Annotated in this window: 23 protein-coding genes and 1 pseudogene; 8 read left to right on the plus strand and 16 right to left on the minus strand. The window is 64.4% G+C overall.

All coding sequences use genetic code 11. The features are described 5' to 3' along the window. Nucleotides 1-69 precede the first annotated feature (69 nt). The 4 genes from JAB1_RS30325 to JAB1_RS15910 form a co-directional block, all read right to left on the minus strand. Nucleotides 70-942, minus strand: a complete 873-nt coding sequence (locus tag JAB1_RS30325) for a VWA domain-containing protein (RefSeq protein WP_254672118.1) — start codon at nucleotides 940-942, stop codon at nucleotides 70-72. Next, nucleotides 869-1,414, minus strand: a complete 546-nt coding sequence (locus tag JAB1_RS30330; RefSeq protein ID WP_254672119.1) for a TerD family protein — start codon at nucleotides 1,412-1,414, stop codon at nucleotides 869-871. The genes JAB1_RS30325 and JAB1_RS30330 overlap by 74 nt, the downstream gene beginning before the upstream one ends. 9 nt (nucleotides 1,415-1,423) lie before the next feature. Beyond that, a complete protein-coding gene (locus tag JAB1_RS15905) occupies nucleotides 1,424-2,677 on the minus strand; it encodes a TerD family protein (RefSeq protein WP_070280732.1) in 1,254 nt (417 codons plus the stop codon). Between the two features lie 243 nt (nucleotides 2,678-2,920). Beyond that, complete coding sequence (locus JAB1_RS15910) at nucleotides 2,921-3,496, minus strand: TerD family protein (protein ID WP_034784423.1); 576 nt, start codon at nucleotides 3,494-3,496, stop codon at nucleotides 2,921-2,923. Nucleotides 3,497-3,718: 222 nt separating this feature from the next. Between JAB1_RS15910 and JAB1_RS15915 the strand changes: the two genes are divergently transcribed. From JAB1_RS15915 to JAB1_RS15930, 4 genes are all read left to right on the plus strand, one after another. Continuing rightward, entirely contained in the window at nucleotides 3,719-4,489 is a 771-nt protein-coding gene (locus tag JAB1_RS15915; protein WP_083299779.1) for an alpha/beta fold hydrolase, read from the plus strand. Further along, on the plus strand, nucleotides 4,486-4,971 hold the full coding sequence (locus tag JAB1_RS15920) for a dihydrofolate reductase (protein ID WP_034784422.1): 486 nt from the start codon (nucleotides 4,486-4,488) through the stop codon (nucleotides 4,969-4,971). Before JAB1_RS15915 ends, JAB1_RS15920 begins: the two co-directional genes overlap by 4 nt. 238 nt (nucleotides 4,972-5,209) lie before the next feature. Continuing rightward, on the plus strand, nucleotides 5,210-7,474 hold the full coding sequence (locus tag JAB1_RS15925; RefSeq protein WP_070280737.1) for an arginine/lysine/ornithine decarboxylase: 2,265 nt from the start codon (nucleotides 5,210-5,212) through the stop codon (nucleotides 7,472-7,474). A gap of 203 nt (nucleotides 7,475-7,677) precedes the next feature. Beyond that, nucleotides 7,678-9,072: a sigma 54-interacting transcriptional regulator gene (locus JAB1_RS15930; RefSeq protein WP_254672120.1), complete on the plus strand. Its 1,395-nt coding sequence runs from the start codon at nucleotides 7,678-7,680 to the stop codon at nucleotides 9,070-9,072. A gap of 6 nt (nucleotides 9,073-9,078) precedes the next feature. Here JAB1_RS15930 and JAB1_RS15935 read toward each other — a convergent pair whose 3' ends face one another. From JAB1_RS15935 to JAB1_RS15970, 8 genes are all read right to left on the minus strand, one after another. Continuing rightward, nucleotides 9,079-9,807, minus strand: coding sequence for an amidohydrolase family protein (locus JAB1_RS15935; RefSeq protein WP_070280741.1), 729 nt, complete (start codon nucleotides 9,805-9,807; stop codon nucleotides 9,079-9,081). Nucleotides 9,808-9,816: 9 nt separating this feature from the next. Beyond that, nucleotides 9,817-10,467 carry a hypothetical protein gene (locus tag JAB1_RS15940; RefSeq protein ID WP_070280743.1) on the minus strand — a complete coding sequence of 217 codons (651 nt, stop codon included), beginning with the start codon at nucleotides 10,465-10,467 and terminating at the stop codon, nucleotides 9,817-9,819. 34 nt (nucleotides 10,468-10,501) lie between these two features. Then, complete coding sequence (locus JAB1_RS15945) at nucleotides 10,502-11,329, minus strand: GIY-YIG nuclease family protein (RefSeq protein ID WP_139144579.1); 828 nt, start codon at nucleotides 11,327-11,329, stop codon at nucleotides 10,502-10,504. After that, a complete protein-coding gene (locus JAB1_RS15950) occupies nucleotides 11,313-12,359 on the minus strand; it encodes an aminotransferase class I/II-fold pyridoxal phosphate-dependent enzyme (protein WP_070280747.1) in 1,047 nt (348 codons plus the stop codon). The genes JAB1_RS15945 and JAB1_RS15950 overlap by 17 nt, the downstream gene beginning before the upstream one ends. Before the next feature lie 20 nt (nucleotides 12,360-12,379). Continuing rightward, nucleotides 12,380-14,554 (minus strand): hypothetical protein, encoded by a 2,175-nt coding sequence (locus JAB1_RS15955; protein ID WP_070280749.1) that lies wholly within the window; start codon nucleotides 14,552-14,554, stop codon nucleotides 12,380-12,382. A 10-nt stretch (nucleotides 14,555-14,564) separates the two neighbouring features. Continuing rightward, nucleotides 14,565-15,920: a hypothetical protein gene (locus JAB1_RS15960; RefSeq protein WP_070280751.1), complete on the minus strand. Its 1,356-nt coding sequence runs from the start codon at nucleotides 15,918-15,920 to the stop codon at nucleotides 14,565-14,567. Between the two features lie 4 nt (nucleotides 15,921-15,924). Then, on the minus strand, nucleotides 15,925-16,653 hold the full coding sequence (locus tag JAB1_RS15965) for a hypothetical protein (protein ID WP_071653362.1): 729 nt from the start codon (nucleotides 16,651-16,653) through the stop codon (nucleotides 15,925-15,927). Nucleotides 16,654-16,716: 63 nt separating this feature from the next. Next, nucleotides 16,717-17,283: a hypothetical protein gene (locus tag JAB1_RS15970; protein ID WP_070280755.1), complete on the minus strand. Its 567-nt coding sequence runs from the start codon at nucleotides 17,281-17,283 to the stop codon at nucleotides 16,717-16,719. A 424-nt stretch (nucleotides 17,284-17,707) separates the two neighbouring features. On the opposite strand from JAB1_RS15970, the gene JAB1_RS15975 reads away from it, so the two are divergent. Both JAB1_RS15975 and JAB1_RS15980 read left to right on the plus strand, forming a co-directional pair. Beyond that, nucleotides 17,708-19,513 (plus strand): DUF1800 domain-containing protein, encoded by a 1,806-nt coding sequence (locus JAB1_RS15975; RefSeq protein ID WP_070280757.1) that lies wholly within the window; start codon nucleotides 17,708-17,710, stop codon nucleotides 19,511-19,513. 10 nt (nucleotides 19,514-19,523) lie between these two features. Continuing rightward, the gene (locus tag JAB1_RS15980; RefSeq protein WP_070280758.1) at nucleotides 19,524-20,963 is read left to right on the plus strand and encodes a DUF1501 domain-containing protein; all 1,440 of its coding nucleotides are present in this window, start codon (nucleotides 19,524-19,526) and stop codon (nucleotides 20,961-20,963) included. Here the strand turns inward: JAB1_RS15980 and JAB1_RS15985 are convergent. Together JAB1_RS15985 and JAB1_RS15990 are read right to left on the minus strand one after the other, a co-directional pair. Continuing rightward, nucleotides 20,960-21,814 (minus strand): intradiol ring-cleavage dioxygenase, encoded by an 855-nt coding sequence (locus JAB1_RS15985; RefSeq protein ID WP_070280760.1) that lies wholly within the window; start codon nucleotides 21,812-21,814, stop codon nucleotides 20,960-20,962. The two genes, JAB1_RS15980 and JAB1_RS15985, sit on opposite strands and share 4 nt — an antisense overlap. 319 nt (nucleotides 21,815-22,133) lie before the next feature. Continuing rightward, complete coding sequence (locus tag JAB1_RS15990; protein WP_070280762.1) at nucleotides 22,134-22,628, minus strand: periplasmic heavy metal sensor; 495 nt, start codon at nucleotides 22,626-22,628, stop codon at nucleotides 22,134-22,136. A gap of 192 nt (nucleotides 22,629-22,820) precedes the next feature. On the opposite strand from JAB1_RS15990, the pseudogene JAB1_RS15995 reads away from it, so the two are divergent. Continuing rightward, a pseudogene (locus tag JAB1_RS15995) lies at nucleotides 22,821-23,511 on the plus strand (response regulator transcription factor). Nucleotides 23,512-23,513: 2 nt separating this feature from the next. After that, nucleotides 23,514-25,013, plus strand: a complete 1,500-nt coding sequence (locus JAB1_RS16000) for an ATP-binding protein (RefSeq protein ID WP_070280764.1) — start codon at nucleotides 23,514-23,516, stop codon at nucleotides 25,011-25,013. Between the two features lie 42 nt (nucleotides 25,014-25,055). Here the strand turns inward: JAB1_RS16000 and JAB1_RS16005 are convergent, their stop codons facing one another. Further along, on the minus strand, nucleotides 25,056-25,397 hold the full coding sequence (locus tag JAB1_RS16005) for a FlxA-like family protein (RefSeq protein WP_070280766.1): 342 nt from the start codon (nucleotides 25,395-25,397) through the stop codon (nucleotides 25,056-25,058). A gap of 112 nt (nucleotides 25,398-25,509) precedes the next feature. Then, nucleotides 25,510-26,079 carry a dCTP deaminase gene (dcd, locus tag JAB1_RS16010; RefSeq protein WP_034755486.1) on the minus strand — a complete coding sequence of 190 codons (570 nt, stop codon included), beginning with the start codon at nucleotides 26,077-26,079 and terminating at the stop codon, nucleotides 25,510-25,512. Nucleotides 26,080-26,147 lie beyond the last annotated feature (68 nt).

The raw sequence follows: 26,147 nt of genomic DNA on the forward strand, positions 1-26,147 counted from the left end.
ATTGCAATTTACTTCAATTTACAAATCTCTTGCGCTTGTGGCATTACAGCCTCACACCTTGGGGAGCAGCTAGGTCAGCAAGCCATTGCTACGTGCCAGTTTCAGCCAGCCCGGATACTCCGTCATCAGCAAGTCATACAGTTCCTCATCGCTGTGCTCGTCGGGCGAGCTGACGGAAAAGTAATTGGCATTATCGACCAGGCGTCCCTGCAATTCGTCGAGCTTTTCCAGGAAGGGGAAGTCGGAATCGGCAAAGGCGGCGAGGAACTTGCTTTTCGATTTGCGCCCTTTGCCGATGCCCATGAATTGCCAGAAGATCGGTTCATTGCTGGCCCAGCGCAATTGTTTCTCCGTCGTCGCCTGGTCGCTGGTGCCGCCATCGGTAACGAACATGACGTACACGGGCAATTCGGCCGCGACGGGGCGCGTGCGCTCGCCGCCGGCCGCGTCAGGGAAGTAAAACGCGCGGATCGCCTGCATGGCGGCGCCATAGCGCGTGTCGCCTTCCAGCGGGTGGCGGATGATCGCCCGTCCCACATAAGTGTTGCAGTTGCTCAAGTCCATGGGTGCCGGATGATGGACGTTCTTGCCGAACAGGAAAACATCGATCTCGCCATCGTCGTCGAACTTGCAGCCCAGGGCCAGGATGCGTTCGGCAAAGCGCTGCACCAGCCCCTCTATATACAGCCGCCCCATGGAACCGGAAATATCCAGGCACAGGCAGACCTTGGCGCGGTGGTCAAGCAAGCCCACTTTTTGCAGCGACACGCCCGCCTGCTTGACCAGGCTGACCAGCTGCGGCGCTTCGCGTTCGACGCGCTTTTCCAGGTTGATCTTCGCCTGCATGACGGCAGACGCCGCCGCAGGGCTAGCAAGAGCGGCAGGCGCAGCCTGGTCGACTTCGCCGCCGAAGTGGCGCACCAGGGAGTCGAGCCCCCCCATTGAAACCTTGCCCCACGGCCATGCAGCGCCAGCCGCCATCCTTGCGGTACAGTTCGGCCAGCATAACGGCTTTTTCTTGCGCGAAATCACTACCCGCGAAGGCGAAGCGGGCCAGTTCGCGTCCTCCCGCCTGCAGGCGCACGTGGCCAGATTGCAGCTGCGACATCACGCCGCCGCCATCGATGGATGCCGTCACGACGAGACGGTCTATGCTGGCCGGCAAGCGCGCCAGTTGCATGGCAAATTCGGTCATGTCGCCAGCGCTGCCCGAACGCGCTTCCACGCCGCCGCATGGCGTGCGCGGCTGGTTGAAAAAGGTCATGTAGCGCTCGTCGGACAGTTTGCCGTTGGCATCGAGGCCGAAACAGGCCACGTCGAGCGCCAGCCCCTGTGCGGCCACGCCGACCTGCAGCACGCCGTCGGGAACGAGATTGGCCAGCGGCAAGCGCTGTCCTTTGGACAAGGTTTCCATCAGTGTCTCCTAGGCGATGTAGCGGCGCGGATTGTCCGCATTGAAATCATCTTCGTCTTCCTTGTCCTCGCCCTTGAAGACGACGGGACCATTGAAGGCCAGCTGCAGGTTCTCGCCCTGCCAGCTCAGCCACGGCGTCGCTTCGCTGCCCGGTTCCGACGTCTTGCCCGACGGCTCCAGAATGATGCTGTCGGGCGTGATGCGCGCCATGCCGATCACATAGGTATAGACGGAATCGTCGTCGGCCGCCTTGGACAGGCGGAAATCGAACGCGCACTCGACGATCTGCTCGCCATATTGCATGACCATCTTCGGCCGCATGGAAGCGACGGAGACGGCGCCATTGGCCAGCGCCGAATACACGCTGAAGACAAGCCCCACGGTGCCGCCGTAATGCTGCGCCAGAGCGGGATTGACTTCCACGGTTTCCGTGGCGGGCTCCTTGCCCGATGCGCCCGCCACGTCGCCCAGGTGGCGCACGAAGGGCATGGCGCCAAAGTTGCCGGGCGTATCGGGCGCCTGGATGAAGCGCATCTGGCCATTCGGCAAGAGGATGCCGACCCGCAAATCAAGGTCGTCGTTGTCGTCGTCGCCATCGCCGTTATCGACCCAGGTAGCCTTGACGGTGAGTTTGCCCGGCGCGCCGGCGCCCTTTTCCAGCGACACCTTGTGCGTCTGGCCTGCCTTGGTCAGCGAGATTTTCGACAGGGAAATCTTGGGTGATGGCGCCGTTTCCGCTGCCGCCTGCGCCACTTCACCGCCAAAATGGGCGACCAGCGCGTCCAGCCCGCCGTTAAAACCCTGGCCCACGGCCATGAAACGCCAGCCGCCGTCCCTGCGGTAGAACTCGCCCAGCATGACGGCTTTTTCTTGCGCAAAATCAGCGCCCGCATAGGTGTAGCGGGCCAGTTCGCGCCCGCCGTCGAGCAGGCGCAGGTAACTGCTGCCCAGCTGCGCCATGGTGGCAGCGCCATCGATGGCGGCCGTGACGACCAGGCGCTCGATGGAGGATGGCAAACGCTCCAGCTGGTAGCTGAAACCGGCCGCATCGCCGGACGGCGCCACGGTTTCCACGCCGCCACACGGCGTGCGCGGCTGGTTGAAGAAAGTCATGTAGCGGTCGTCGGACAGCTTGCCGTTGGCATCGAGGCCGAAACAGGCAAAGTCCAACGCCACGCCAGCGCTGGCGAGGCCCAGTTGCACGACATTGCCCGTGACGAGGCCGGACAGCGCCAGGCGCTGCCCCTTGATCAGGTTTTCCATGCGATTATTTATTCAGGTGTGGGAGCTTCGGACAAGGGCTCAAGGCAAGGCCCGTCGTCCGAAGACAGTACGAATGTACAGTCAGTCCATGGCGGAGCAACGCCGCCATGGACTGACGTTCTGGGTTCTATGCAAAGCTAAAAGAGCTTCGGACAACGGTTCAGGGCAAGGCGCGTCACCGAAGACAGTACGAATAGTACGGCGAGGTGACGCAACGCGGCCATGGGCCGTTTTCCGGAGCTCTTAAGCGTTGATACCAAAGGAACGTGCAAGTGGGCCCAGGCCGCCCTTGAAGCCTTGGCCGATGGCCTTGAATTTCCATTCGCTGCCGGCGCGGTAGATTTCGCCGAAGATCATGGCCGCTTCCGTCGAGCCGTCTTCCGACAGGTCGTAGCGGGCGATTTCCGCGCCGTTGTCGCCATTCAGGCAGCGGATGTAGGCCTTGCCGACCATGCCGAAGTTCTGCTTGCGGTTTTCCGCGTCGTGGATGGTGACGGCCACGGCGATCTTGTCGATATCGGCAGGCACGTTGGCCAGGTCGACGGCAACCTTCTCGTCATCGCCATCGCCGCCGCCCGTGGTGTTGTCGCCCGCGTGGACGATGGAGCCGTCAGCCGACTTCAGGTTGTTGTAAAAAATGAAATCGGCATCGGAGCGGGCCTTGCCATCCGTTTTCAGCAGGAAGGCGCTGCCGTCCAGGTCAAATGCGGCGCCATCGGTGGCGCGCGGGTCCCAGCCCAGGCCAATCACGATTTTCTTCAAGCCAGGAGCTTCCTTGCTCAGGTTGACATTGCCGCCTTTTTGCAAACTGATCGCCATGGTAATTCCTCTTTAATGTGGGGGTTGCATTCGGTGTTTCAGGTCACGTCGCCAGCGTACCGGCTTGATGAGCCATGAGCCTACCATAAAGTTACTGCTTGCCAGCCGCGCACTATTGAAAATAATGCCATGCGGAAAAGACCGTGCCGCTGCCCCAATGCGCAAAATGACGGATAATGCCGCTCGACAAAAATTTTTACCATCCTGACCCCAGGCTTGTCCTTGAACAATACCAAGATACGACTCGACTGCATTCCCGGCACCCTGTGCGACGAGCGCCTGTGGTCGCGCCTGGCGCCTGCCCTGGGCGACGCCTTTGATCTGCAGCACATGCCCCTGCACCAGGCGCGCACGCGCCCGCAGATGCAGCAGATGATCGCCAGCCACAGCGCTCCTCAAGCCCATCTGGTGGGCTTTTCGCTGGGCGCCTACCTGGCGCTCGAACATGCGCTGGCACACCCGCAGCGCGTCCAGTCCCTCACTTTGATCGCCAATTCGGCCAAAGGTTTGCTGCCGGCGGAAATTGAAGCGCGCCAGCGCATCGTCGCCATGCTCGAGCGCAATGCCTATGCGGGCATCACGCGCCAGCGCCTGCGCGAACTGCTGCACCCGTCGCACTTGGAAGACACCGGCATCACGGGCCTGATCCGGCAGATGGGGATCGACTTGGGCAAGGACGTGCTGCTGGCGCAATTCATCACCACCATCGCCCGCCCCGACCTGATGGCGCGCTTGCCGGAACTCGGTTTTCCCGTGCTGATCGTGGGTGCCGAAGAGGACAAGCTCGTCGATCCCGACGATCTGCGCGCCATGGCGGCCCGCTTGCCGCAAGCCACCCTGCACCTGCTGAAAGACAACACCGGTCACATGATTCCGCTGGAAGCACCAGGCGCGCTGGCCGACGCCATGCGTGCGCATCTGGAGACCGCCGGCAATTTCAACGATAATGGCGGGCATCGGGCATCGCCCCCACCTTTTTCACGGAACCAATGAGCTTACTGACCATCATCGTCGCCACCGACCAGCAAGGCGGCATCGGCATCGACAACACCCTGCCGTGGAAACTGCCGGAAGACCTCGCGCATTTCAAGCGTCTGACGACGGGCCATCCCATCCTCATGGGCCGCAAGACCTTCGATTCCATCGGCCGTCCGCTGCCGAACCGCCGCAACATCGTCATCACGCGCAATCCGGACTGGCGCCATGAGGGCGTGGAAGCGGTGTCGTCGCTGGAAGCGGCCATCGCGCTGCTGGACGGCGCCGAAGGCTATGTCATCGGCGGCGCGGAAATCTACCAGCAGTCGCTGGCACTGGCGCAGCGTTTGATCATCACGGAAATCGGCCAGACGTTTGACTGCGATGCCTTTTTCCCCGCCGTTGATCATGCCGTGTGGCAAGAAACCGCGCGCGAAGCGCATGTTTCGGAGAAATCCGGCCTGCCTTACGCCTTTGTCACGCTGCAACGCAAAGCCTGATAAGGTTATATTGACTAGCAGAATGTTGCTGTAATACCCCTGTCACACCCATGCGTCACGCTAGCGCACGCTTGTGACGCTTTGCTACGATATTTTTTTCCCGCAGACGCCGCATTTCTGCGAGAATCCCGTTCTTATTTTTTTTCTGCGGCTGCCGGGTTGCACTACCGCCTGACCGTCGCGCCCTAGTCCGCCCCTTCACATCTGTCAGGGGCGGCTTGCTTTTTTGGAGACATGCATGAAATTTCGTTTCCCTATCGTCATCATTGACGAGGATTTCCGTTCTGAAAATACGTCCGGCCTGGGCATTCGCGCCCTTGCCGCCGCAATGGAAAAAGAAGGCATGGAAGTGCTGGGCGTGACCAGCTACGGCGATTTGTCGCAATTTGCCCAGCAGCAATCGCGCGCGTCAGCCTTCGTGCTGTCGATCGACGATGAAGAATTCGGCGCCGGTTCCATCGAGGAAACCGATCACGCCTTGAAATCGCTGCGCGCCTTCGTCGAGGAAATCCGCTACAAGAACGCCGATATCCCTATTTATCTGTACGGCGAAACGCGCACCTCGCGCCATATCCCCAACGATATCCTGCGCGAACTGCATGGTTTCATCCACATGTTCGAAGATACGCCGGAATTCGTCGCGCGCCACATCATCCGCGAAGCGAAATCCTACCTGGACGGCCTGTCGCCGCCATTCTTCCGCGCACTGGTGCACTACGCCAACGACGGTTCCTACTCATGGCACTGCCCCGGCCACTCGGGCGGCGTGGCGTTCCTGAAGTCGCCGATCGGCCAGATGTTCCACCAGTTCTTCGGTGAAAACATGCTGCGCGCCGACGTCTGCAACGCCGTCGAGGAACTGGGCCAGCTGCTCGACCATACGGGCCCTGTCGCCGCGTCGGAACGCAATGCCGCGCGCATCTTCAATGCCGACCATTGCTATTTCGTCACCAACGGTACGTCTACCTCGAACAAGATGGTGTGGCACTCGACCGTGGCGCCGGGCGACATCGTCGTCGTCGACCGCAACTGCCACAAGTCGATCTTGCACTCGATCATCATGTGCGGCGCGATTCCCGTATTCCTGATGCCGACGCGCAACCACCTGGGCATCATCGGCCCTATCCCGCTGCATGAATTCACGCCGGAAAGCATTGCCCGCAAGATCGAGGCGAATCCGTTCGCGCGCGAAGCGAAGAACAAGAAGCCGCGCATCCTGACCATCACGCAATCGACTTACGATGGCGTGATCTACAACGTGGAAACCCTGCGCGAAATGCTGGACGGCAAGATCGACACCCTGCACTTCGATGAAGCGTGGCTGCCGCACGCCACCTTCCACGATTTCTACAAGAATATGCACGCCATCGGCAAGGACCGTCCGCGCGCCAAGGAATCGATGATCTTCTCGACCCAGTCCACGCACAAATTGCTGGCCGGCCTGTCGCAGGCCTCGCAAATCCTCGTGCGCGAATCGGACACGGTCAAGCTGGACCAGGACGCCTTCAACGAGGCTTACCTGATGCACACCTCGACGTCGCCGCAGTATTCCATCATCGCTTCGTGCGACGTGGCCGCGGCCATGATGGAAGCGCCGGGCGGCACGGCCCTGGTGGAAGAGTCGATCATGGAAGCGCTCGATTTCCGCCGCGCCATGAAGAAGATCGACCAGGAATGGGGCCAGGACTGGTGGTTCCAGGTGTGGGGTCCGGCCACCTTCAACGACGAAGGCATGGGCCAGCAGGAAGACTGGATGATACGCGCCGAGGATGACTGGCACGGCTTCGGCGACCTGGCTCCCGGCTTCAATATGCTCGACCCGATCAAGGCGACCATCGTCAACCCGGGCCTGTCGCTGGATGGCCAGTTCGGCGACACGGGCATCCCCGCGTCCATCGTCACGAAATACCTGGCCGAGCACGGCGTGATCATTGAAAAATGCGGCCTGTACTCGTTCTTCATCATGTTTACCATCGGTATCACCAAGGGCCGCTGGAATACCCTGCTGACCGCCTTGCAACAGTTCAAGGACGACTACGACAAGAACCAGCCGATGTGGCGCATCCTGCCGGAATTTGCGGCGGCCAACCCACGCTACGAAAAAATGGGCTTGCGCGACCTGTGCCAGCAAATCCATGATTTCTACAAGGCCTACGACGTGGCCCGTTTGACGACGGAAATGTATCTGTCGGACATGATCCCGGCCATGAAGCCGTCGGATGCCTTCGCCAAGATGGCGCACCGCGAAATCGAGCGCGTGGCCATCGACGAACTGGAAGGCCGCATCACGTCCATCCTGCTGACGCCGTACCCGCCGGGTATTCCGCTCTTGATCCCGGGCGAACGCTTCAACAAGACCATCGTCGACTACCTGCGCTTCGCACGCGACTTCAACGAGCGCTTCCCCGGCTTCGAGACGGATGTGCATGGCCTCGTGAAACGCGAAGTCGATGGCAAACGCGGCTATTTTGTAGATTGCGTGAAATTGGATGAGAACGCCTAAAAATCGTCCATGGCGGCGTTGCATTGCCCTGAACGTTTTTAGCCATTCTCGTGACGTTCGTTGAACTTCATTAAATAGCGCCGCCTGATGCAGATCAGGCGGCGTTTTTCATTGTGGGCCAGCGCGCACGCTTGCGCCAGATCAAACGGCTCGGGTATCGGGCTCCTAAGATGGGCGACTCGTGCCCTCGTGATGGCTGGCATATGACGCTCAAGGTGTGGCTGGAAATCATGCAGCAGGCGGCGGCTGGCAGTGGCGCCTTGCTGATGACGGCCTTGAAGCAGGCTCAGGTAACTGTAGCCCGGCGGCACGATGGCGAGGAAGACGGCGCGGGCATCGTGCTGTTTGCCGAGACCGACAAGGCGCTGCTGCAAGCGCTGCCGGCGCTGTGCGGCCATGCCCGCGTGCTGGCCATTGCCGCCTGTGGCCGCCCCCCCAGCTGCGCGCAACAGCGGGCCCTGATGGCGGCAGGCGCGCTCGATGTGCTGCTGTGGCCTGGCGGCACCGTCGATGCGGGCCAGGTGCTGGCGCGCCTGCAGCGCTGGCAGGCCGTGGCGCAGATGCTGGCGTCCAGCGCCGTGCGCCAGCATCTGGTGGGCGACAGCGCGGCCTGGACCGCCTTGCTGCACCAGGTAGTGGAAATGGCCGCCTTCAGCCAGGCGTCGATGCTGATCACGGGCGAGACGGGCACGGGCAAGGATTTACTGGCGCAACTGGTCTACCGCCTCGGCAACTGCAGAGGCGACTTCACCATCCTCGACTGCACCACCCTGTCGCCGGAACTGGCCGGCAGCGAACTGTTCGGCCATGAACGGGGCGCTTTTACGGGCGCGGCAGCTGCGCGCGACGGCGCTTTTGCCATGGCCGACGGCGGCGTGCTCTTCCTCGATGAGGTGGGCGAACTGCCGCTGCTTCTGCAGGCGCAGCTGCTGCGCGCCATCCAGGAGCGCAAATACAAGCGCGTGGGCGGCAATACCTGGCAGCCGACGCAATTCAGGCTCGTCTGCGCCACCAACCGCGCACTGGAAGGCGAGGTGGCGCGCGGCGCCTTCCGTGCCGACCTGTATTACCGCATCGCCGGCTGGCGCTGCCAGATACCGCCCTTGCGCGAACGTCAGGACGACATCCTGCCGCTGGCCCGCCATTTCCTCGCTGAACTGGCCCAGCAGCCGCCGCCCCCGCTGGACGCCGCCGTGCGCGAATACCTGCTGCTGCGCGACTATCCGGGCAATGTGCGCGAACTGCGCCAGACCGTCACACACATCTGGCACCGCCATTGCGGCCCCGGCCCCATCACCATCGGCGCCCTGCCCCAGGAAGAACGGCTGCTGGCGCCGCACTGGCCCGACCAGCACTTTGAAGCGGCCGTGCGGCGGGCCCTGGCCCAGGGCTGCACGCTGTCGCACATCACGCGCTGCGCCACCGACACGGCCATCCGCCTCGTGCTGGCCGATGAGCACGGCAACAACCAGCGCGCCGCCGCCCGCCTTGGGGTGACCGACCGCGCCCTGCAGTTACGCCGCAAGGCGGCCGCTTGCGCTGCACAAGCGGCCACCACCACTGTCGCGGCAGCGCCGGTCACGCCAGCCGCGCGGTAAGCCGCGTCACGCCAGCCGCGCCAGCCGCAAGAAATTGCCGCCCGTGATCAGCGCCATATCCTGCGGCGGCAAGCCCAGCAACTGAATCTTGTGCAATTCCAGCCCCGGATGTAGCCAGGGACCATCCGAACCGAACAAGACCTTGTGCGGTCCCGCGCGGCGCACGGCCTGCTGCAGCAAGTCAAAACGCCGCACGCCCGAGCTATCCGTATGGATGTTGCGGTGGCGCACCAGATGGTCGATCAGCGCCAGCTGCGCGGCCCAGTCGTCGCCAAAGCTGCCCAGGTGCGGCAGGATGAAATCGACGTCGGGATACTGCTGCGCCAGCAGCTCGGCCACGGCCACCTCGCCGGCCGGGTCGTACAGCACGGGCAAGCCGAAGAAACGGGCCGCCTCGCACACTTCGCCGCTGATGCGCGCGTCCAACCGGTGCGCCTTGACGCCGACAAAGCCGTACCGCTCGACGGCCGTGCGCACCAGGTCCATGATGCGGCCCCGGTCGCGCCGCGCATGCACGAAGGCAAAGCCGTAGAAACGCTGCGGATCGGACGACACCAGGCGCGCCACGCCATGGTTGGCGATGGCGTAATCGGAGTGAAAGGTGGCGAACAGCACGCTGCGGGCGATGCCGGCCGCCTGCGCGCGGCGCAGGTAGGCTTGCAGCGGCGCATCGCTGTCCCACGGCCCGCTCAAGCCGTCGCCCGGTCCCGCATGACAGTGGCAATCGATGATCATCTTGTCGCGCTATTGCCAGTCGCCCATGACGACGATGCGGTTGCCGCGCCGGCGCCAGCGCCCGCTCTCCTCCTCGCTCTGCGGCGCGGCCGAACGAAAATGCGGCAGTTGCTGATGCAGGGCCCGCGTCAGCGCGCTTTCCACGGCACGCGCGCTGCCGTCGCCGTCGGCAGCCAGGCGTGCCGCCTGCCCCGCGATGCGCACGAAGCGGCGCGCCAGCTCCAGTTCGCGGTCGGCCGGCGCCTCGGCTTCCATTTCCAGTTCCAGCGCATTGCTGGCGGCGCGTCCCAGGGCCGAGCCGAGCGCCGTGCCCACGCCCGGTATCGGGATCATCGAGCCCAGGGCGCCGCCGACAAAGGGCAAGGCCGTCTTGGCCACGGCCTTCAAGGCGCCACCCAAGGGCTTGGCCACCTTGGCAATGGTCGAGCCCACCTTCTTGACACCCTTCCACACGCTCTTGAAGACAGTGCCGAGAAACTGTTCCAGCTCCGCTTCGCTGGACACTTGCAGCAATTCCATGGCCAGCTGCAGTTCTTCCTCTTCGCTGAAGACGGCCGGCGCGCGGCCCTTGCCGGACCAGTCCTGGCCGAACTCCAGCACTTCAAACGCAGCGCCGGCCCGCTGCCGGCATTGCGCGCATTCGCATTCGAGTTGGTGCATGATGTTCTCCTTCGCAGTCGTCAAAGCGCTGTCGTCAGCCCCACATTTCACCCAGCACGGCCAGTTCCAGTTCGCGCCGCTGGTTCGTCAGCACGCCGCGCTGGTTGGCGAACATGTCGTCGTGGATGCGCTGTTCGATCCGGCGCCGCTGCGCCGCCGAGGACAGGGGCGCCACATACACCTGGTGCGCGCTCACGTCGACGGCCAACATCTGGCCGCACAGCCGGTGCTGCAGCAAACGCCGGTGCAGATCGTCCGTCTGGCCGCTGTAGGCACGGCGCCTTCCACCCGCATCGAACTCGATGACGTACAGGCCCGGCCCCCGGCCATTCGCGTCGCGCAAGGCGTCGGCGAGCGTCCCCAGCGCCTGGTAGCGCAGGGCGGCCGCTTCCGGCACCCGGCCCATGGTGCCGGCCAGGGTTGGCGGGACTTCGCCCTGCTGCTGGTCATCGTCCTGCCCCTGATCCTGGCCCTGGTCCGTATCCACTCCCTGGTCCGGCCCCTGCTGGTCGCCAAAGGCCGGTTCCGCCACAGGATAAGCCGCAGGATAAATGGTCGGATAGATGGGCGCATAGCCGCCCCAGCCCCGGTAGCGCGGCGGCAGGTAGGGCATGGGCTGGGGAGCAAAGCGGGGCAGACGGCGGCCCTGCCCCTCGTAGCGCGGTGGCGCGGGACGGCGCGCGCCTCGCAGCGGCGGCCTTGCACGCAGGCCGCCTCGCCCGCCGCCAGGACGCATGCGCTCTTCCTCCCATTCTCCCTCTTCCTCCCCTTGCCACTCCTGCGACCACTCTTGCGACCATTCCTGTTCGCCGGCCGCCCCTGGCTGCCCCGCAAAAGGCAGTATTTCAAACGCTTCGTTCATATCGCCTCCTGATGTGATGTTCAAGCAAGCCCATCGCCTGCTCCAGTTGCCGCGGCGTCTGGTCGGCCCGCAGCAAAAAAGTCAGCGCGCCGGGACCGTCTCCCGCTTGCGCCAGCGCCAGCACGCCCGCCGCGCGCAAGGCTTGCCGCAAATGGGCGCGGCCGGGCAAACGCTGCACGGGAAAGCTGCCACCGCAGCAGGCAATGCCGGCCGCCGCCATCCCTGTCCGCCATTGCGCCACCCTGTCCGCCAGCCTGGCGCGCAGGGCGTCGCCATGGCGGGCATTGAGCGCCATGGCGCGCCGCGCCGCCGCCAGCACGGCTGCCGAAGGCGGACTGGCATGCACGCGCGTCTGGCTGTGCGCCGCGAAGCGCCGCAGCAGCTTGCGGCTGCCGGCCAGCACGGCCAGCGGCACGCCAAATCCCTTGGCCAGCGAGGCGCCGACGATCACGTGGCCGCCGCCCTTGTCGTAGCCGCCCGGCAAGCCATGCAGCCGCACCGAGCCGCCACCGGCCGTGCCCGCCACGCCCAGCACCTGCGTGTCATCGAGCAGCAGGTAACCGCCTCCCTGGCATGCGAGGGCCGCATAGCCGGCCAGCGGCAAGACCTGTTCGCTGCCCGGCACATAACCATCGGCCAGGATCAGGGGGCGCCGCCCTTGCCTGCCCCAGGCCGCCGCCAGTTGCCGCAACGCCGCCATCTCGCCGCTGGGAAACAAGCGCAAGGGCAAACCCAGCGCCTGCGCCCGCTCGGCGCCCCAGCGCGCTATGGCGTAGCTGCCGCCATCGACGAGGATCACCAGGCGCTCGGCAGCCAGCATGCCGAACAGGTCCCAGAACAGGTGCAAGGTCGACGGCAGCACGCAGGCCGCCTCGCAGCCTTGCAGCGCAGCCAGGCTTGCTGCCAGGGCCTGCGCGCCGGGCGGCTCCTGCAGCGCGGCCGGCTGGCCCAGGCTCAAGCTGCTCCACGGCGCCAGCGCGGCCGCCGGATGGCGCATGCCCAGGTAGAGGGCGCTGGTAAAGTCGAGCATGCACCCGCCCCGCCCCCGTACTAGACACTGCGCAGCTGCTGGCTCAGGCGCTGGCGCAGCAACACCGAGGGCATCGTCGACTCGATCGCCGGGTCGCTGCTGTCGACGGACAGGTCGACCCCGGTGGCGGCGCGGTAGCCGTGGATGTAGCCTTGCACTTGCGGGCGCCAGAAGCGCGCCCAGTTGAATGCCTGCGTCGGTTCATAGATGTCGCTCCAGTTGCCATAGCGCACGGACAGCAGCAATTGCTCGCCGAAGATGGCTAGGTTACGGAAGTGCATCACGCTCGTATCCGTCCAGCCCTGCAATTTCTTCATGGCATCGACCCTGTCCATCCACGGTTCCGGATACGCCACCATCACGCGCGTAGGCAAAAATTCACGGAATTCGGGGCGCGCCAGCATCCATTGCTGCATCAGCATTTCGATGCGCGCCGTCGACGGCAAATCGCCGAACTGGTTGTGCGCGCCCTGCGACAGGATCAAATGAATTTCCTTGAGCGCGTTGAGCACGGGGAAGGCGTCCGCCTTCACGGTGGTGTCATCATCCTGCTTGTAGAACGAAGTGAGCAGGCGCAGCAAGTGGTGGAACGCTTCCAGGAATTTGGAGCGGCTATCGGCTGGCCGGAAGTGCTGCACTGCCTTGCCGTCCAGGCGCACACCGTAGTGATGGTCATATTCATAGTTCCGGCGCATCACGGTCAGCCGATGCTGCTCATCCTGCGTGTATCCCCAGAGTAAATTATTCAACGGACGCAACATGTCGATTTCCGTGTTCGACAGGGGATCGAGTTGCTTGCCCGGCGCGCGCAGATTCTGGAAGCGTTGCGCGATGGCATTCATGGTTTGTACCAGCATGCCCTCTTCGTGCCAGTACGACCAGATCAGTTCCAGCAGGCAGGGATTGGCCAGCTTTTCCTGGATGATGCCAAAGCACAGGTCCACTTCGCCTTCCTGGCCGCGCGGGATGCTGATGGGGATGTCGGGCAGCTTGCGGCGGATCACGGCCAGGTAGGGCAAGGTCTGGAAACCATCGATGTTTTCCAGGTAATCGTTGCGCAGCACGGTTTCCAGGTCGCGCCCCTGGGGGATGTCGCGCCGGTCCAGGTAGGCGTTGTCTTCCGCGGGATTGAAGGCCAGCGGCTGGTTCAGCACGCCGCAATTGACCATCACGAACGCCTCCGTCGCCACTTTCAGCACGCGGTAGGAATCGGCATCCGAGAACGGCAGTGCGCGGCGCTGCTTGAGCTGCTGGAACACGTCGGCCTTTTTGACGAAGCGCTCCTGCTCGAAGCCGCGCACATTGGCCAGGTCGCCGCAAAACAGGCTGTCCATGAAATGCAGGTAATTCGTAAACGACATCGCTTCAGTGCTGTTGCGTATCAGGGTCCACAGCGGCAAGTCTTCCGTCGGCTCCGTTTCCGTGCGCGTCAGCGACACGCCCACATTGCCCGAGATGGGCTGCGGCTGGCGCTCCTCCGCCTCGTATTCCGCGTCCACGGCCAGCATGGCGTTCGGGCTCAGCCCTTCCGGCACGGGCAAGGCATTGCGCAGTTCTGGACGCTGCGACAGCATCATCTGCCCCGTGAAACGGTGCATGCCGGCGCGCCGCACGGGGGTGGAAAAGGCATTCGGCGCACCACGCATGGGTACCCACGGGGCGGCGGCCAGCACCTGCACCTGGTCGCGCCCGTCTGCGCTTTGATCGCCGTCAAACGAGACGGTGGCCACGGCACGGTCACCCACCCTGCCAAAATTGCAGTCGCTGGGATGGCAGTCCGCCGTTTCAAAAACCAGCCCCACCTGCGGATTGAGCTGCGGCTTGAAACACAGCACGGCGCTGCAGCCGGACTGCACCGTCACGCACTGCGGCGCCGTGGCGGGGAAATTGCCATACACCCCCACGTAGCTGCCCGTGGCCAGGTCGGCAAACACGGTACTGCCATGACCATCCGTCCAGCGCACGCCCACCAGCATGGCGGGATCGGCTACCCAGGTGGCGGCATTGAAATCATGGCAATCCGCCTCGGCTCCCCGGTACAGGCTGATGGCGGCATTGACGACCATGGCCCCGCTGTCCTGCTCGTGCACGGTGACAGCGATGCTGCCGCCGTGGTGCTTCGGCCCCGCCTGGCCCGCCGCCCCGCTCCTGCTGCTCATCTTGCCACCCATATTGCTGCTCATCTTGCTGCTCATGTCATTCTCCTCAATGGATAATCAAACGCGATGCCAGGGGCGGCAGCGGCCTGCCCGGCTGGCGGCCATGCCGCACGACATCCGCGCACAGCTCCGACGTGTCCAGGGTGCTGCGCAGGGCCCAGTGGGTCAGCAAACGCCCCAGCAGCTCGCTTTCGTCTTCCGGGCTCAAGGCACCGCTGGCGCGCGCCTGGCCCAGCACGGCGAACACCAGGGTCGGCGTCGCCCGGTACATCTGCCCCGGCGCCAGGCTCCAGCTGCGAAACAGCTGCGCCAGCATGGCCGGCTGGCGCGTGTGCACGGCCATGGCTTCGGCCAGCGAGCCGCCGCGCAAGGCCGGCGGCCGGTGCTGCACCAGCAAGCCCACCAGGGCAGCCATGCTGGCCTGCAACTGTTCCAGCAGCCGCTGCCGGGCCGGCGGCAGGCCGGCCAGCGGGTAGTACGACAGCCACAGCTGCTCCAGCCGGTCCCACTGCGGATGCGGATACAAGGCCCGTCCCATGGCGCAGCTCAGGCGCACCCGCAGCCATGGCACTGGATGGGGATCGTCGATATTGAGGCGGAAGACAAACACGCGCGGCAGGCTGACCACGCCGATCAGACCCAGGGTGGCGGCCACGCCGACCCGCGCCAGCGACCAGAAATCGGCCACGATCTCGGAAATCCACCGCTCCCACAATTGCCACACGTGAACAAAGCCGCTGCCGCCATGCTGCATCGCTTGCAGCACGGGCCGCAAGGACGCCACCAGGTCCAGTAGCGCAGCCCCCTGGTGGCCTATTTCGTGCACCAGCGACGAGGCGATGCTGCTGCCGATCATGCGTTCGCGCGGCAGGCGGATGATGGCGACGGGATTGTCGCCGCCGCCGGGCAGGCGCGTGCGCGCACGGCGGATGGCCGCGCCCGGCCCCCGGTCCAGGTAGCAGATCACGGGCGGCGCCTGGTACACATTGCCGGGCAGCGCCAGCGCGTCGGCGGCAACGATGTCCAGGCCGGCCAGCCACACGCCCGTCTTGTACTCGCTGCGCTGGGTGATGACTTCGTTGAACAGGTCGAACTGGGTCAGCGCGGCATTGAACTTCAGGCGCAGGAAGGTAAAACGGCGCTGCGCCTCGGCGGCCGTGGCCATGCTGGCGCCATCGGCGTGCTCGCGCCGCAGCCACCACTGGAACTGGGCCACCATGCGCCGCAATGCGCGCCGGCCCTGTACCAGCTGGCTTTCGATGGCAGACTGGGCGCTGGGCATCAGGGCCGCCGCCAGCACCGTCGGCTCGATCAGCGCGAACGGCTCCAGCCGCGCCAGCCGCGTCAGCAGCGAGCGCGCCTCCTGCTCCAGCATCCAGGCAGCATAAGCGCCGATGGCCATGATGTCAGACCCCGTACAGGACGATTTTGTGACCCTGGCGCGCCCAGCGACCGCTGGACGGACGCATGCCGACGCCGCTGCGCGCACCGCCCTGCGCCATGCTGCCACCCGCACCAGCGCCGCTGCCGTTCTGCGTGGAGACCTGGCTGCCGGGGCGGCCCAGCAAGCCTGGCGCGAACTGGCGCGCCGCCGCGCTGACCGCCGACTGGGCGATGGCGCGCGGATCGCCCGCACCGCGCGCTTGCGCGGCGCGGTTGACGGTATCGGCGGCCAGGCGCACGAACTGCTTGGCGCCCTCGAATTCGCGGTCCTCGTTCGACGACGCTTCCGCTTCCAGCCCCAGTGCGCCGCCAGCGGCCGAGGCCAGGCCGCTGCCTATCTTGGCCCCCAGCGGGCCACCGAAATAGCCGCCGATGGCGCCGCCGGCCAGGGGAATGGCCTTCTTCGCCACGCCCTTGAGCACGCCGCCGATGGCTTGCCCCACGGGCGACTTGATGATGCCGCCCGCGACGGAAGCAGCCTTGCGCAGGAAATTGCCGAGAAACTGCTCGAGTTCGGCTTCATTGCTGACCGACAACAATTCATTCGCCAGTTCCATCTCCTCGGTCTCGGAAAACATGGCGTTCGCGCCGCCCTCGCCGCTCCACTCGCCCTGGCCAAACTCGAACTGCTCCGCTTCAAAACCGGACATCTCCTGTCCGTATTCCAGGGTCGTACGATCCAAGTCATGCATGATGAGCTCCTCAAAGTTATAACCTCGGTTGGGACTACCTTGCCGGACAGACTGGCCGTCCGGCTAACAATCGAGCACGACGATGTGCCCACCCTCGCGGCGCCAACGGCCAGCGTCCCGTCCTGGCGTTTGCGCCGCCTGCCTGAGCAAACCTGGCGCCACGCTGCGTGCCACTTGCAGCAGGGCCGTTTCCACCCGCGCCTTGGGAGCGCGCGCGCCAGTGGCGCCGTCCTGCGCCAGCTCCGTATTGACGGCATCGATCAGATGCACGACCTGGCGCGCCAGTTCGAATTCCTTGTCTTCCGGGCTCAAACCTTCCAGTTCCATGCCGAAGATGCCGGCAGCGCGCCGCTTGAGCGCCTGCGGCGAACCACCGTGCAACGGCAACAGGGGCGCCACCACCTTGTCCAGCAGCTGGTGCAGCGGTCCTTCCAGCGGCGTACCGCGCACTTGCCGGCCCGCCGCAGTGGCGCCCAATTGGCGCGCCAGGAAAGCGTCGAACTGGGCCGGCGTCTGCAGTTCCAGCAACTGCGCCGCCAGTGCCAGCTCGTCTTCCTGCTGCAGGGGCAGCAAGCCCGGCGCTTCAGGCAATTCCATTTCGGGACGATAGGCGAGCAGACGGCTGGTCATGGCAGGCTCCGGTGAAAGGCGGGCGGGTGGCCCATGCCTCCCTGACGCAAGGGCCATGCCAGCCATGCGCAGGGAAAGGACGCGGGGAAAAAACGGAGCGGGTGGCGAACGGCATTTCGCCGATGACGTAAAAACCATGGTTTCCGGCGAAGCGAGTTTCGTTGCCAAGATGAGCTTTCAAACAAGCTTAATTGGCGGGAATGATTACGTCGCCTATCCGCCACAGTACGCGTAATCGGCAAAAAATATTTTTCATTTTCAAAGAATAAAGTTCGCCCTACAGCGCCGAAAACAGCATCAACACCACGCCAACGTCAGGCAAATGAAAACGTGGCCAACACGTAAATAGTTAATTGAAAACAGGATTGTGGTAGCTAGGGCCTACAATTAATGGGCTAAAATTTGATTGCCCGAGAGAAACTAAATGACTGACCCAACTTTGCGCCGTTTGCTGGCCATCACATTGCTCAGCCTGCTTGCCGCCTGCGGCGGTGGCGGCGACAGCAACACCGGCGCCATCCAGAATCCGGACATCTCGGTGGTTCCTCCAGGGACCACCGCGCCCGGCGATCCGGCAGCCCCCGGCACCACGCCAGGCGATACCATTCCTCCGCCGCCACTGACCACGCCTCCGGCCGGCCAGGCGGCCACCACCTTCACGCGCCAGGAAGCGTCGCGCTTCCTGGGCCGCGCCACGTTCGGCCCCAACATGGCCGCCATCGATGCGCTGGCGGCCAGCGACAGCGATGCGTGGTTCCGCGCGCAGTTCTCCAAGCCGCAAACCTTGCACCGCAAATATATCGACAGCATGCTGGCGGCGCAGGCTGCCGGCGGAGACCGGGTTAACTTCGTCACCGTATACGAGACATTCTGGAAGCAGGCTATCCAGGGCGAAGATCAATTGCGCCAACGGATGGCCTTTGCCCTGTCAGAGATTTTCGTCATTTCCATGCAAAACGAATCCGTGCATGCGCAAGCACGCGGCGTAGCCAGTTACTACGACATGCTGGGCCAGCGGGCCTTTGGCAATTTCCGCGACCTGCTGGAGGGCGTGGCCCTGCATCCGATGATGGGGCTGTACCTGTCCCACATGCGTAACCAGAAAGAAACGGCCACGCGCACACCCGATGAGAATTTCGCCCGCGAATTGATGCAACTTTTCACCATCGGTCTGTACCAGCTGAATCCCGATGGCAGCCTGAAACTGGCCGGAGGCAAACCCATCGAGACTTACACGCACGACGATGTGGCGGGCCTGGCGAAAGTGTTTACGGGCTGGAGCTGGGCGGGCCCCGACCTGAGCACTACACGATTCCACAGCGGCACACCGGATCCCGACCGGGACTGGAAACCCATGCAAAACTATCCGCTCTTCCATTCCAGCGGTGAAAAGCGCTTCCTTGGCCAAACCATATCCGGCGCCACCAGCGGCGAAGCGGACTTGAAAGTCGCGCTCGATACCCTGTTCAACCACCCCAATGCAGGCCCCTTCTTTGGCCGCCAGCTGATCCAACGCCTCGTCAGCAGCAATCCCAGCGCCGCCTATGTGGGCAGGGTCGCTGCCGCCTTTGCCAACAATGGCAGCGGCGTGCGTGGCGACATGCAGGCCGTCATCCGCGCCGTGCTGCTCGATCCGGAAGCGTTGGCGCCGGCCACCACGGCCATGCGCACTGGCAAGTTGCGCGAACCATTGCTGCGCCTGGCCGGCTGGATGCGTGCTTTCGACGCAAAAGCAGCCAGCGGGCGCTACCGCATCTATTATCTGGACGATCCACTGAGCGGCTTGGGCCAGAATCCCCTCAACCCCGCCTCCGTCTTCAGCTTCTTCCGGCCAGGGTATGTGCCCCCCAATTCCGCCCTCGCAAGCGCAGGGCTTGTGGCCCCAGAGCTGCAGATCACGTCCGAACCGTCGGTGACGGGTTACCTGAACTATATTCAGGACGCCATTATTGCCGGTGTCGGCGAAGGCCGCGACGTCCAGGCCAGCTACCCGCGCGAACTGGCGCTCGGCGCCGACACAGCCGCCCTGCTCGACCGCATAGACTTGCTCTTGATGCATGGCAGCATGCCCGCCAAGCTGCGGGGCCAGATTATCTCGGCACTCAACACCATCACCATCCCCACGGCCACGGCCAGCAATGCCACGCAAGTTGCCGCCGCCCAGGCCAACCGCGTCAAACTGGCCATTTTCCTGACCATGGCCTCGCCTGCCTATCTGGTGCAAAAATAAGATCGATCACATGCAAAATCTCCCATTTTCCCGCCGCCGTTTCCTCGGTTCCATGCTGAGCCTGGCCGGCACCACCGCCGCGCCGTTCGCCCTGAACCTGGCCGCCATGGGCAATGCCGCCGCGCAATCGGCCGGCGACTACAAAGCCATGGTGTGCCTGTTCATGGCAGGCGGCAACGACACCTTCAATACGGTGCTGGCCACGGACAACACCTCATGGAATGAATACCTGCGCCTGCGCAACACCGGCGGCGGCGATTCCATCCATCTGCCCGGCGTGGGCGAGACGGGCGGCGTGCTGCCTGTCGTACCCGCCACCGCGCAAACGGGCCGCGCCTTCGCCCTGCACCCCCAACTGGGGCCATTGAAGAATTTGTTCGACAATGGCCGCGCCGCCATCGTGGCCAATGTGGGCACGCTGATCCAGCCCACCACCCTGGCGCAGTACAAGGCAGGCAGCGTCGCCTTGCCAGCCAAGCTGTTTTCGCACAGCGACCAGCAGTCGACATGGCAATCCGGGGCGCCGGAAGGGGCCAGCACGGGCTGGGGCGGACGCATCGGCGACGTGGCGGGCGCGGGCAACAGCAACGCCACCTTCACGGCCATCTCGGCGGCCGGCAACACCGTTTTTCTCAGTGGACGCCAGGTGCGCCAGTTCCAAGTGGGCCAGGCGGGCGCCGTGCCCATCCGCGGCTTGAGCGGTAACCCGTTTGGCAGCACGGGCGGTGCGGGCGCGCTGCAAGCCATCATCAACGATGCGGGCAGCGACCTGATCGAACAGGAACACGTGGCCGTCGTGCAGCGCGCCATTTCCAGCCAGAGCATCCTCAGCGGCGCCATGCTGGCAGCCGGCGCGGGCGGCGTGCCCAATCCCCCGCCCTACATCAATCCGAACACAGGCGCTTCCAGCGTCAATCCGCTGGCCGTGCAATTGCAGACGGTGGCGCGCATCATCGGCGGACGCGGCGCCCTGGGAGCGAAACGGCAAGTGTTTTATGTAACCCTGGGCAGCTTCGACACGCATGACCGGCAGAAGGAGCTGCATGGCGACCTGATGGCGCGCCTGGCCCATGCGCTGGCGTACTTCGACACGACCCTGGCGGCCCTGCAGGGCGCGGACCTGCGGCGCCAGGTGACGACGTTTACTGCGTCGGACTTCGGCCGCACCTTCAGCAGCAACGGCGACGGCACGGATCACGGCTGGGGCGCGCACCACTTTGTCGTGGGCGGCGCCGTGAAGGGCCGCGACATCTACGGCGCCTTCCCCGTCACGGGCCTGGGCCATGAGCTGGACGTCGGTTCCGGCGCCCTGCTGCCGACCACCTCCGTCGACCAGTACGGCGCCACCCTGGCCAAGTGGTTCGGCGTGGCCGACAGCCAGCTGGCCGGGGTCTTCCCGAACATCGGCAACTTCAGCCGGCGCGACCTGGGTTTCATGACAGCAATTTAACCGTTCACGGCGACAATCAGGGTGACGACATAGCCCTGCGTGGCATTGCCCGTCACCGTGGCCATCTGCAAGCTGGTGCCGTCGCTGAAGACATTGTCGGCGGCATAGCTGATCTGCGACAGGTTGCGCACGCTGGCTGTGTAGCCGCTGGCCGTGTAGGCCTCGCTCAACGTTGCCATCGGGAAAGTGAATTGCGATGTCTTGATGCGGTTCGCGGCAGAGGCCGCCTTGACCAGGCTGGGATAGACCTCGAAATGCACGTGCGGCATGCGTCCCGCGTAGCAGCCGGGAAAGATGGTCGTGAAGCTGAGGTTGCCGGCGCTGTCCGTTTCCTGCACGCCGCGCAAGTAATTCTGCGCCGTCACGCCGCTCGAATACAGCGAATACAAGCCTTCGCGGTCGCAATGCCACAGATAGACGGCGTAGCCGGCCAGGCTGGCGCAATTGCCGCTGGCGTTAAGCAACTGCAAATTGATCGTCAATGGCACGCCCGCCGCCATGCCCGTGGCGCCATTGAAACTGGCGCGGATATCGCTGCGCACGACGCCCGACTGGTTCAGCACGTTGATGATGCTGCCGCCATTCGTGTTCGTGCCGTCGGCCGGATACGGCCCGCCCGTTTCTTCGGGAATCACCGTACAGGCGCCCGTGGTCGGTATCGTGACGGTGCCGGCGCTGCCAGTGGCAGCGCTGCTGCTTCCCGTGCTGCTGGCGTCCGACCCGCCGCCGCAACTCATCAAAGGCAAGGTGGCGGCGCCGGCCAGCAGCCAGCGCAACACTTGCCGCCGCTCAGCCGCCTGCTGCCGCATCATTTCGAGGTCGGATGCCAGGCCGTGATCATGTAATTCCATACATACTCCATTAAGAGCCTATCCCAGTAGATGAATACATCCACTGCTGGCGCCCCTCAGAAGCGGGGACTGCGTTGTTCGTCGTTGCGTGGCTCGCCACGCGTCCTCCTCACGCCTTGTCCGCGCTCCTGATACGCTGCCAGCAGAAGACGCTCCCTACTGGGATAGGCTCTAAGTGAGGCAAGCCCGCCAAGGCGGGGCTCGGGCTGGCGCACAGGAACAGCGCCTGTGTCGCATGTCGCGAGAGCGCCTGCAAGCTGCTGCCCGGACGCAAGGCATGGATGCGCATGCTGACTCTCCCTGTGATCGCGCGTGTGTTTTACGGGAGGCGCCGGGGGCCGCGCGGAACTTGGCGGCTGTCGTGCCACTGCTGAGCCTGCTGGCGCTGTTCCGGCGTCAGCACGGCCAGCAATTGCTGCTCCAGCCGCGCCTGCTGCAAGCTGATCTTTGCCATGGCTTGCGCTGCCGTATTCGCCAGCGCACTGGCCTTGGCATCGTCGTAGGCGCTGGATCCGGCCAGCGCGCGCAGCTGCGCATGGGCCTTGAAGGCGATCTTTTCCTGTTCCCGCAGCAAGGGCGCCTGGGCATAGGTGGCGGCGAAGACCTTGTCCTGCTGCGCTTCGCTCAAATCGATGCCGTGCAGGAACGGCGGCAAGCCTGGCGCGCCCGGGCCATGGCCAAAGCCGGGCGGCGGTCCTTCCACGGTGCGCGCTGGCGGGCCGTCCGGTGCAGCTTCTTGCTGGGCCAGCGCCAGCAGCGGCATGCTGCAGGCGGACAGCAGCAACAGGGATACGGCAATACTCAGGTATTTCATCGGGCTTTCCTTTCGTGACGGTCAGCCCTGATTGTCGGCGCCTGGCGTGTAAAGCAACGTTAGGGTCGCGTAAAAGCGTGTAAAGGAAAGGGGCGAAATGTAAGCAGACGTATGTAAAAGCGGGTAAAACCACCGTGAACAGCCCCCTTTGACTGCTATCATCGGGCGATATTCACCCGAAAAAGCACAGGCATGAGCAAGGTTTTGTTAATCGATGACGACGTGGAACTGGTCGGCATGTTCCAGGAATACCTGACGCAGGAAGGTTTTGGACGTCCGCGCCGTGCATGACGGCGAAAGCGGCGCGGCCGAAGCACTGACGGGCCTGTACGCCATCGCCATCCTCGACGTCATGATGCCGCGCATGAATGGCCTGGAAACCCTGCGCCGCATCCGCGCCGGCAGCAACCTGCCCATCTTGATGCTGACGGCGCGCGGCGACGATACGGACCGCATCGTGGGGCTGGAGCTGGGCGCCGACGATTATGTGACCAAACCGTGCACGCCGCGCGAGCTGACGGCGCGCATCCGCGCCATCCTGCGCCGTGCGCAAGCGGCGCCGCCCGATACGTCGGGCCTGGCGCCGCTGACCGTGGGCCAGTTGACGATGTGGCCCGAACAGCGCCGCGCCGCCTGGGCCGGCATGCACCTGGAGCTGACGAGCACGGAATTCAACCTGCTGGAAGTGCTGGTGCGCCATGCGGGCAAGCCCGTCAGCAAGAATCAGTTGTCGGAACTGGGCCTGGGCCGGCCCATGGCCCGCTTCGACCGCAATATCGACGTGCACCTGAGCAGCCTGCGCCGCAAACTCGGCAGCCTGGCCGACGGCCGCTCCTGCCTGCAAACCGTGTACCGTCTCGGCTATCAGCTGATCAAGGAGTAAGCGTGGGCCGCCTGTTCTGGAAGTTTTTTTTGTGCATCATGCTGGCGCAAGTGACGGCCACCATCGGCATCGGCGGCACCTTCTGGCTGAAAAACCGGGCCGCGCAGCAGGAACGGGCCCTCGACATCGATACCAGCCCGCCCGCGCAAATGATCATCGAGGCCGCCAGCGCCACCCTGGAAGCGGGCGGCAGCCAGGCATTGCGGCAATTCCTGGGCAAGCTCGAACGCATGCGCGTGTTTGCCGTCGATGCCAAAGGGCAAGAATTGATGGGCCGCGCCGTGCATCCCGCCATGCTGGACAAGGCGCGCGCCATGCTGAAACAGGGCCAGGCCCATCCCGTCGTGCGCGAAGCGGCCGGCAGCGATGGCCAGCGCTACCTGCTGTTCCTGCCCTCGTCCGAACGCTTCCGCAATGCCGAGGCGGGCGCCGCGCGCGACACGCTCATCGCCGTCGCCATGAGCGGCCCGCGCGCCATGGGACCGGGCCCGCGGCCCAACGAAGCGGGTGCCCCGCCGCCACGCGGCGAATTCGGCCGCGGCATGCCGCCGCGCATGGACAGCCCCTACCGCACCTTCATTCCCCTGGCCGCCGCCATCGCCGCCAGCCTGCTGTTCGCCTTTTTGCTGGCCTGGTATTTTGCGCGCCCCATCCGCGACTTGCGGCAAGCGTTCGAGGCCGCTTCGCACGGCAACCTGGCGCCGCGCTTTCACGCCAGCGGCAAGCGCGGCGATGAATTGACGGACCTGGGACGCGATTTCGACCGCATGACGGGCCGTTTGCGCAGCCTCATGGATAGCCAGACGCGTTTGCTGCATGACGTCTCGCACGAGTTGCGCTCGCCGCTGGCGCGCCTGCAGGCCGCCATCGGCCTGGCGCACCAGCAGCCGGAAAAGATGGCCGCCTCGATGCAGCGCATCGAACGCGAAAGCGAACGCATGGATAAACTGATCGGTGAACTGCTGACCCTGTCACGGCTGGAAGCGGGCGCCGTGCAAGCGGGCGCCGGGCACGCGCACAGCGAAGACGTCGGCATCGCCGACCTCGTGCACGACATCGTGGACGACGCCCGCTATGAAGCCAGGGCGCGCCTGATGGGCATCGACCTGGCGGTCGATGCGGCCATGGCCGACGCCAGCGTCACGGGCCAGCCCGAACTGCTGGCGCGCGCCGTGGAAAACGTGGTGCGCAATGCCGTCAAGCATAGCCCCGATGGCGGTACGGTGGACGTGGAGCTGTCGCGCCTGCATGATGGCAAGCAGGATTGGCTGCGCATCGCCGTGCTGGATCGTGGCCCCGGCGTGGCCAGCGCCGACCTGGCCCGCATTTTTGAACCGTTCTTCCGCGCCAGCAATACCCAGCACAGCACGGATGGCCACGGCCTGGGCCTGGCCATCGCCCGGCACGTCATCAACGCCCATGGCGGCAGCATCGGGGCCAGCTTGCGCAGCGGTGGCGGCCTGTGCGTGGAAATGCTGCTGCCCGTCAAAACGCCAGGCTGACCTGTCGGCGAGCCTGGCGTCTTTTATGCGCGGAGAATGCTGTTACGCCTGCGTATCGATGATGCTGCCCAAGGTGGACGAGGTCGATTTGGCCGGGCTCGTCGCCGTATCGGCGCTGCTGGCCGGCTGAGCATCCTGCTGCGCCGCCTTCTGTGCGGCGGCCGCCTGTAACTGGGCAATTTGCGCCTGCAAGGCCTGGATTTGCTGCGCCAGCTGCTGCTGCAGCTTTTGCGACGCCTCCGTCTGCTCGCCCTTCTGCGACTCCGTCAACTGCTTTTGCGCCGCCGTGATCTGCTTTTGCAGCGCCGCGATCTGCGAACTGCTGCCCGCACTGGCGCTACTGGCTGCGCTGACCGCGCCGCCTGAACCGATTGCCGCTACCATACTGCCTCCTCAGTGTTTCAATACCAAGGTTAACGGCAAGCATGGAGGGCGGATGTAGGGCGGCAGGTGTAAAGGCAGGTAAAGACGGCTGGCGCCCCTCCCTGCACGGCGATCAGGTCTTCGGCAATGTCACGCCAACCTGGCCCTGGTACTTGCCGCCGCGGTCCTTGTACGACGTTTCGCACACTTCATCGGACTCGAAGAACAGCACTTGCGCCACGCCTTCGTTGGCGTAGATTTTCGCCGGCAATGGTGTCGTGTTGGAAAACTCCAGCGTCACATAGCCTTCCCATTCCGGTTCGAACGGGGTGACGTTGACGATGATGCCGCAGCGCGCATAGGTGCTCTTGCCCAGGCAAATCGTCAGCACATTGCGGGGAATGCGGAAATATTCCACGGTACGGGCCAGCGCGAACGAATTCGGCGGAATGATGCAATAGCCCTTGCCCGACACGTCGACGAAGTTGTTCGCGTCAAAATCCTTCGGGTCGACGATGGTCGTGTTGATGTTGGTAAATAACTTGAACTCGTCGGCGCAGCGGATGTCATAGCCATAGCTGGACGTGCCGTAAGAAACGATACGGTTGCCGTCGCGTTCCTTGACCTGGCCCGGTTCAAACGGCTCGATCATGCCCGTTGTTTCCGCCATGCGGCGTATCCATTTATCGCTTTTAATCGTCATCGCAGGGGTATCTTTCTAGAATATCGGAATGGCTGGGGCCGCACGCTTGCTGCAGGCGCGGCCCGGAT

Origin of the sequence: Janthinobacterium sp. MP5059B (genome assembly GCF_001758645.1) — a bacterium.
Classification (GTDB): domain Bacteria; phylum Pseudomonadota; class Gammaproteobacteria; order Burkholderiales; family Burkholderiaceae_D; genus Janthinobacterium; species Janthinobacterium lividum.

Coding starts and splice junctions, on each gene's coding strand:
- JAB1_RS30325 (WP_254672118.1), bottom strand. CDS start 942: ATGGGGGGGCTCGACTCCCTGGTGCGCCACTTCGGCGGCGAAGTCGAC.
- JAB1_RS30330 (WP_254672119.1), bottom strand. CDS start 1,414: ATGGAAACCTTGTCCAAAGGACAGCGCTTGCCGCTGGCCAATCTCGTT.
- JAB1_RS15905 (WP_070280732.1), bottom strand. CDS start 2,677: ATGGAAAACCTGATCAAGGGGCAGCGCCTGGCGCTGTCCGGCCTCGTC.
- JAB1_RS15910 (WP_034784423.1), bottom strand. CDS start 3,496: ATGGCGATCAGTTTGCAAAAAGGCGGCAATGTCAACCTGAGCAAGGAA.
- JAB1_RS15920 (WP_034784422.1), top strand. CDS start 4,486: ATGAGCTTACTGACCATCATCGTCGCCACCGACCAGCAAGGCGGCATC.
- JAB1_RS15925 (WP_070280737.1), top strand. CDS start 5,210: ATGAAATTTCGTTTCCCTATCGTCATCATTGACGAGGATTTCCGTTCT.
- JAB1_RS15930 (WP_254672120.1), top strand. CDS start 7,678: ATGACGCTCAAGGTGTGGCTGGAAATCATGCAGCAGGCGGCGGCTGGC.
- JAB1_RS15935 (WP_070280741.1), bottom strand. CDS start 9,807: ATGATCATCGATTGCCACTGTCATGCGGGACCGGGCGACGGCTTGAGC.
- JAB1_RS15940 (WP_070280743.1), bottom strand. CDS start 10,467: ATGCACCAACTCGAATGCGAATGCGCGCAATGCCGGCAGCGGGCCGGC.
- JAB1_RS15945 (WP_139144579.1), bottom strand. CDS start 11,329: ATGAACGAAGCGTTTGAAATACTGCCTTTTGCGGGGCAGCCAGGGGCG.
- JAB1_RS15950 (WP_070280747.1), bottom strand. CDS start 12,359: ATGCTCGACTTTACCAGCGCCCTCTACCTGGGCATGCGCCATCCGGCG.
- JAB1_RS15955 (WP_070280749.1), bottom strand. CDS start 14,554: ATGAGCAGCAAGATGAGCAGCAATATGGGTGGCAAGATGAGCAGCAGG.
- JAB1_RS15960 (WP_070280751.1), bottom strand. CDS start 15,920: ATGGCCATCGGCGCTTATGCTGCCTGGATGCTGGAGCAGGAGGCGCGC.
- JAB1_RS15965 (WP_071653362.1), bottom strand. CDS start 16,653: ATGCATGACTTGGATCGTACGACCCTGGAATACGGACAGGAGATGTCC.
- JAB1_RS15970 (WP_070280755.1), bottom strand. CDS start 17,283: ATGACCAGCCGTCTGCTCGCCTATCGTCCCGAAATGGAATTGCCTGAA.
- JAB1_RS15975 (WP_070280757.1), top strand. CDS start 17,708: ATGACTGACCCAACTTTGCGCCGTTTGCTGGCCATCACATTGCTCAGC.
- JAB1_RS15980 (WP_070280758.1), top strand. CDS start 19,524: ATGCAAAATCTCCCATTTTCCCGCCGCCGTTTCCTCGGTTCCATGCTG.
- JAB1_RS15985 (WP_070280760.1), bottom strand. CDS start 21,814: ATGGAATTACATGATCACGGCCTGGCATCCGACCTCGAAATGATGCGG.
- JAB1_RS15990 (WP_070280762.1), bottom strand. CDS start 22,628: ATGAAATACCTGAGTATTGCCGTATCCCTGTTGCTGCTGTCCGCCTGC.
- JAB1_RS16005 (WP_070280766.1), bottom strand. CDS start 25,397: ATGGTAGCGGCAATCGGTTCAGGCGGCGCGGTCAGCGCAGCCAGTAGC.
- dcd (WP_034755486.1), bottom strand. CDS start 26,079: ATGACGATTAAAAGCGATAAATGGATACGCCGCATGGCGGAAACAACG.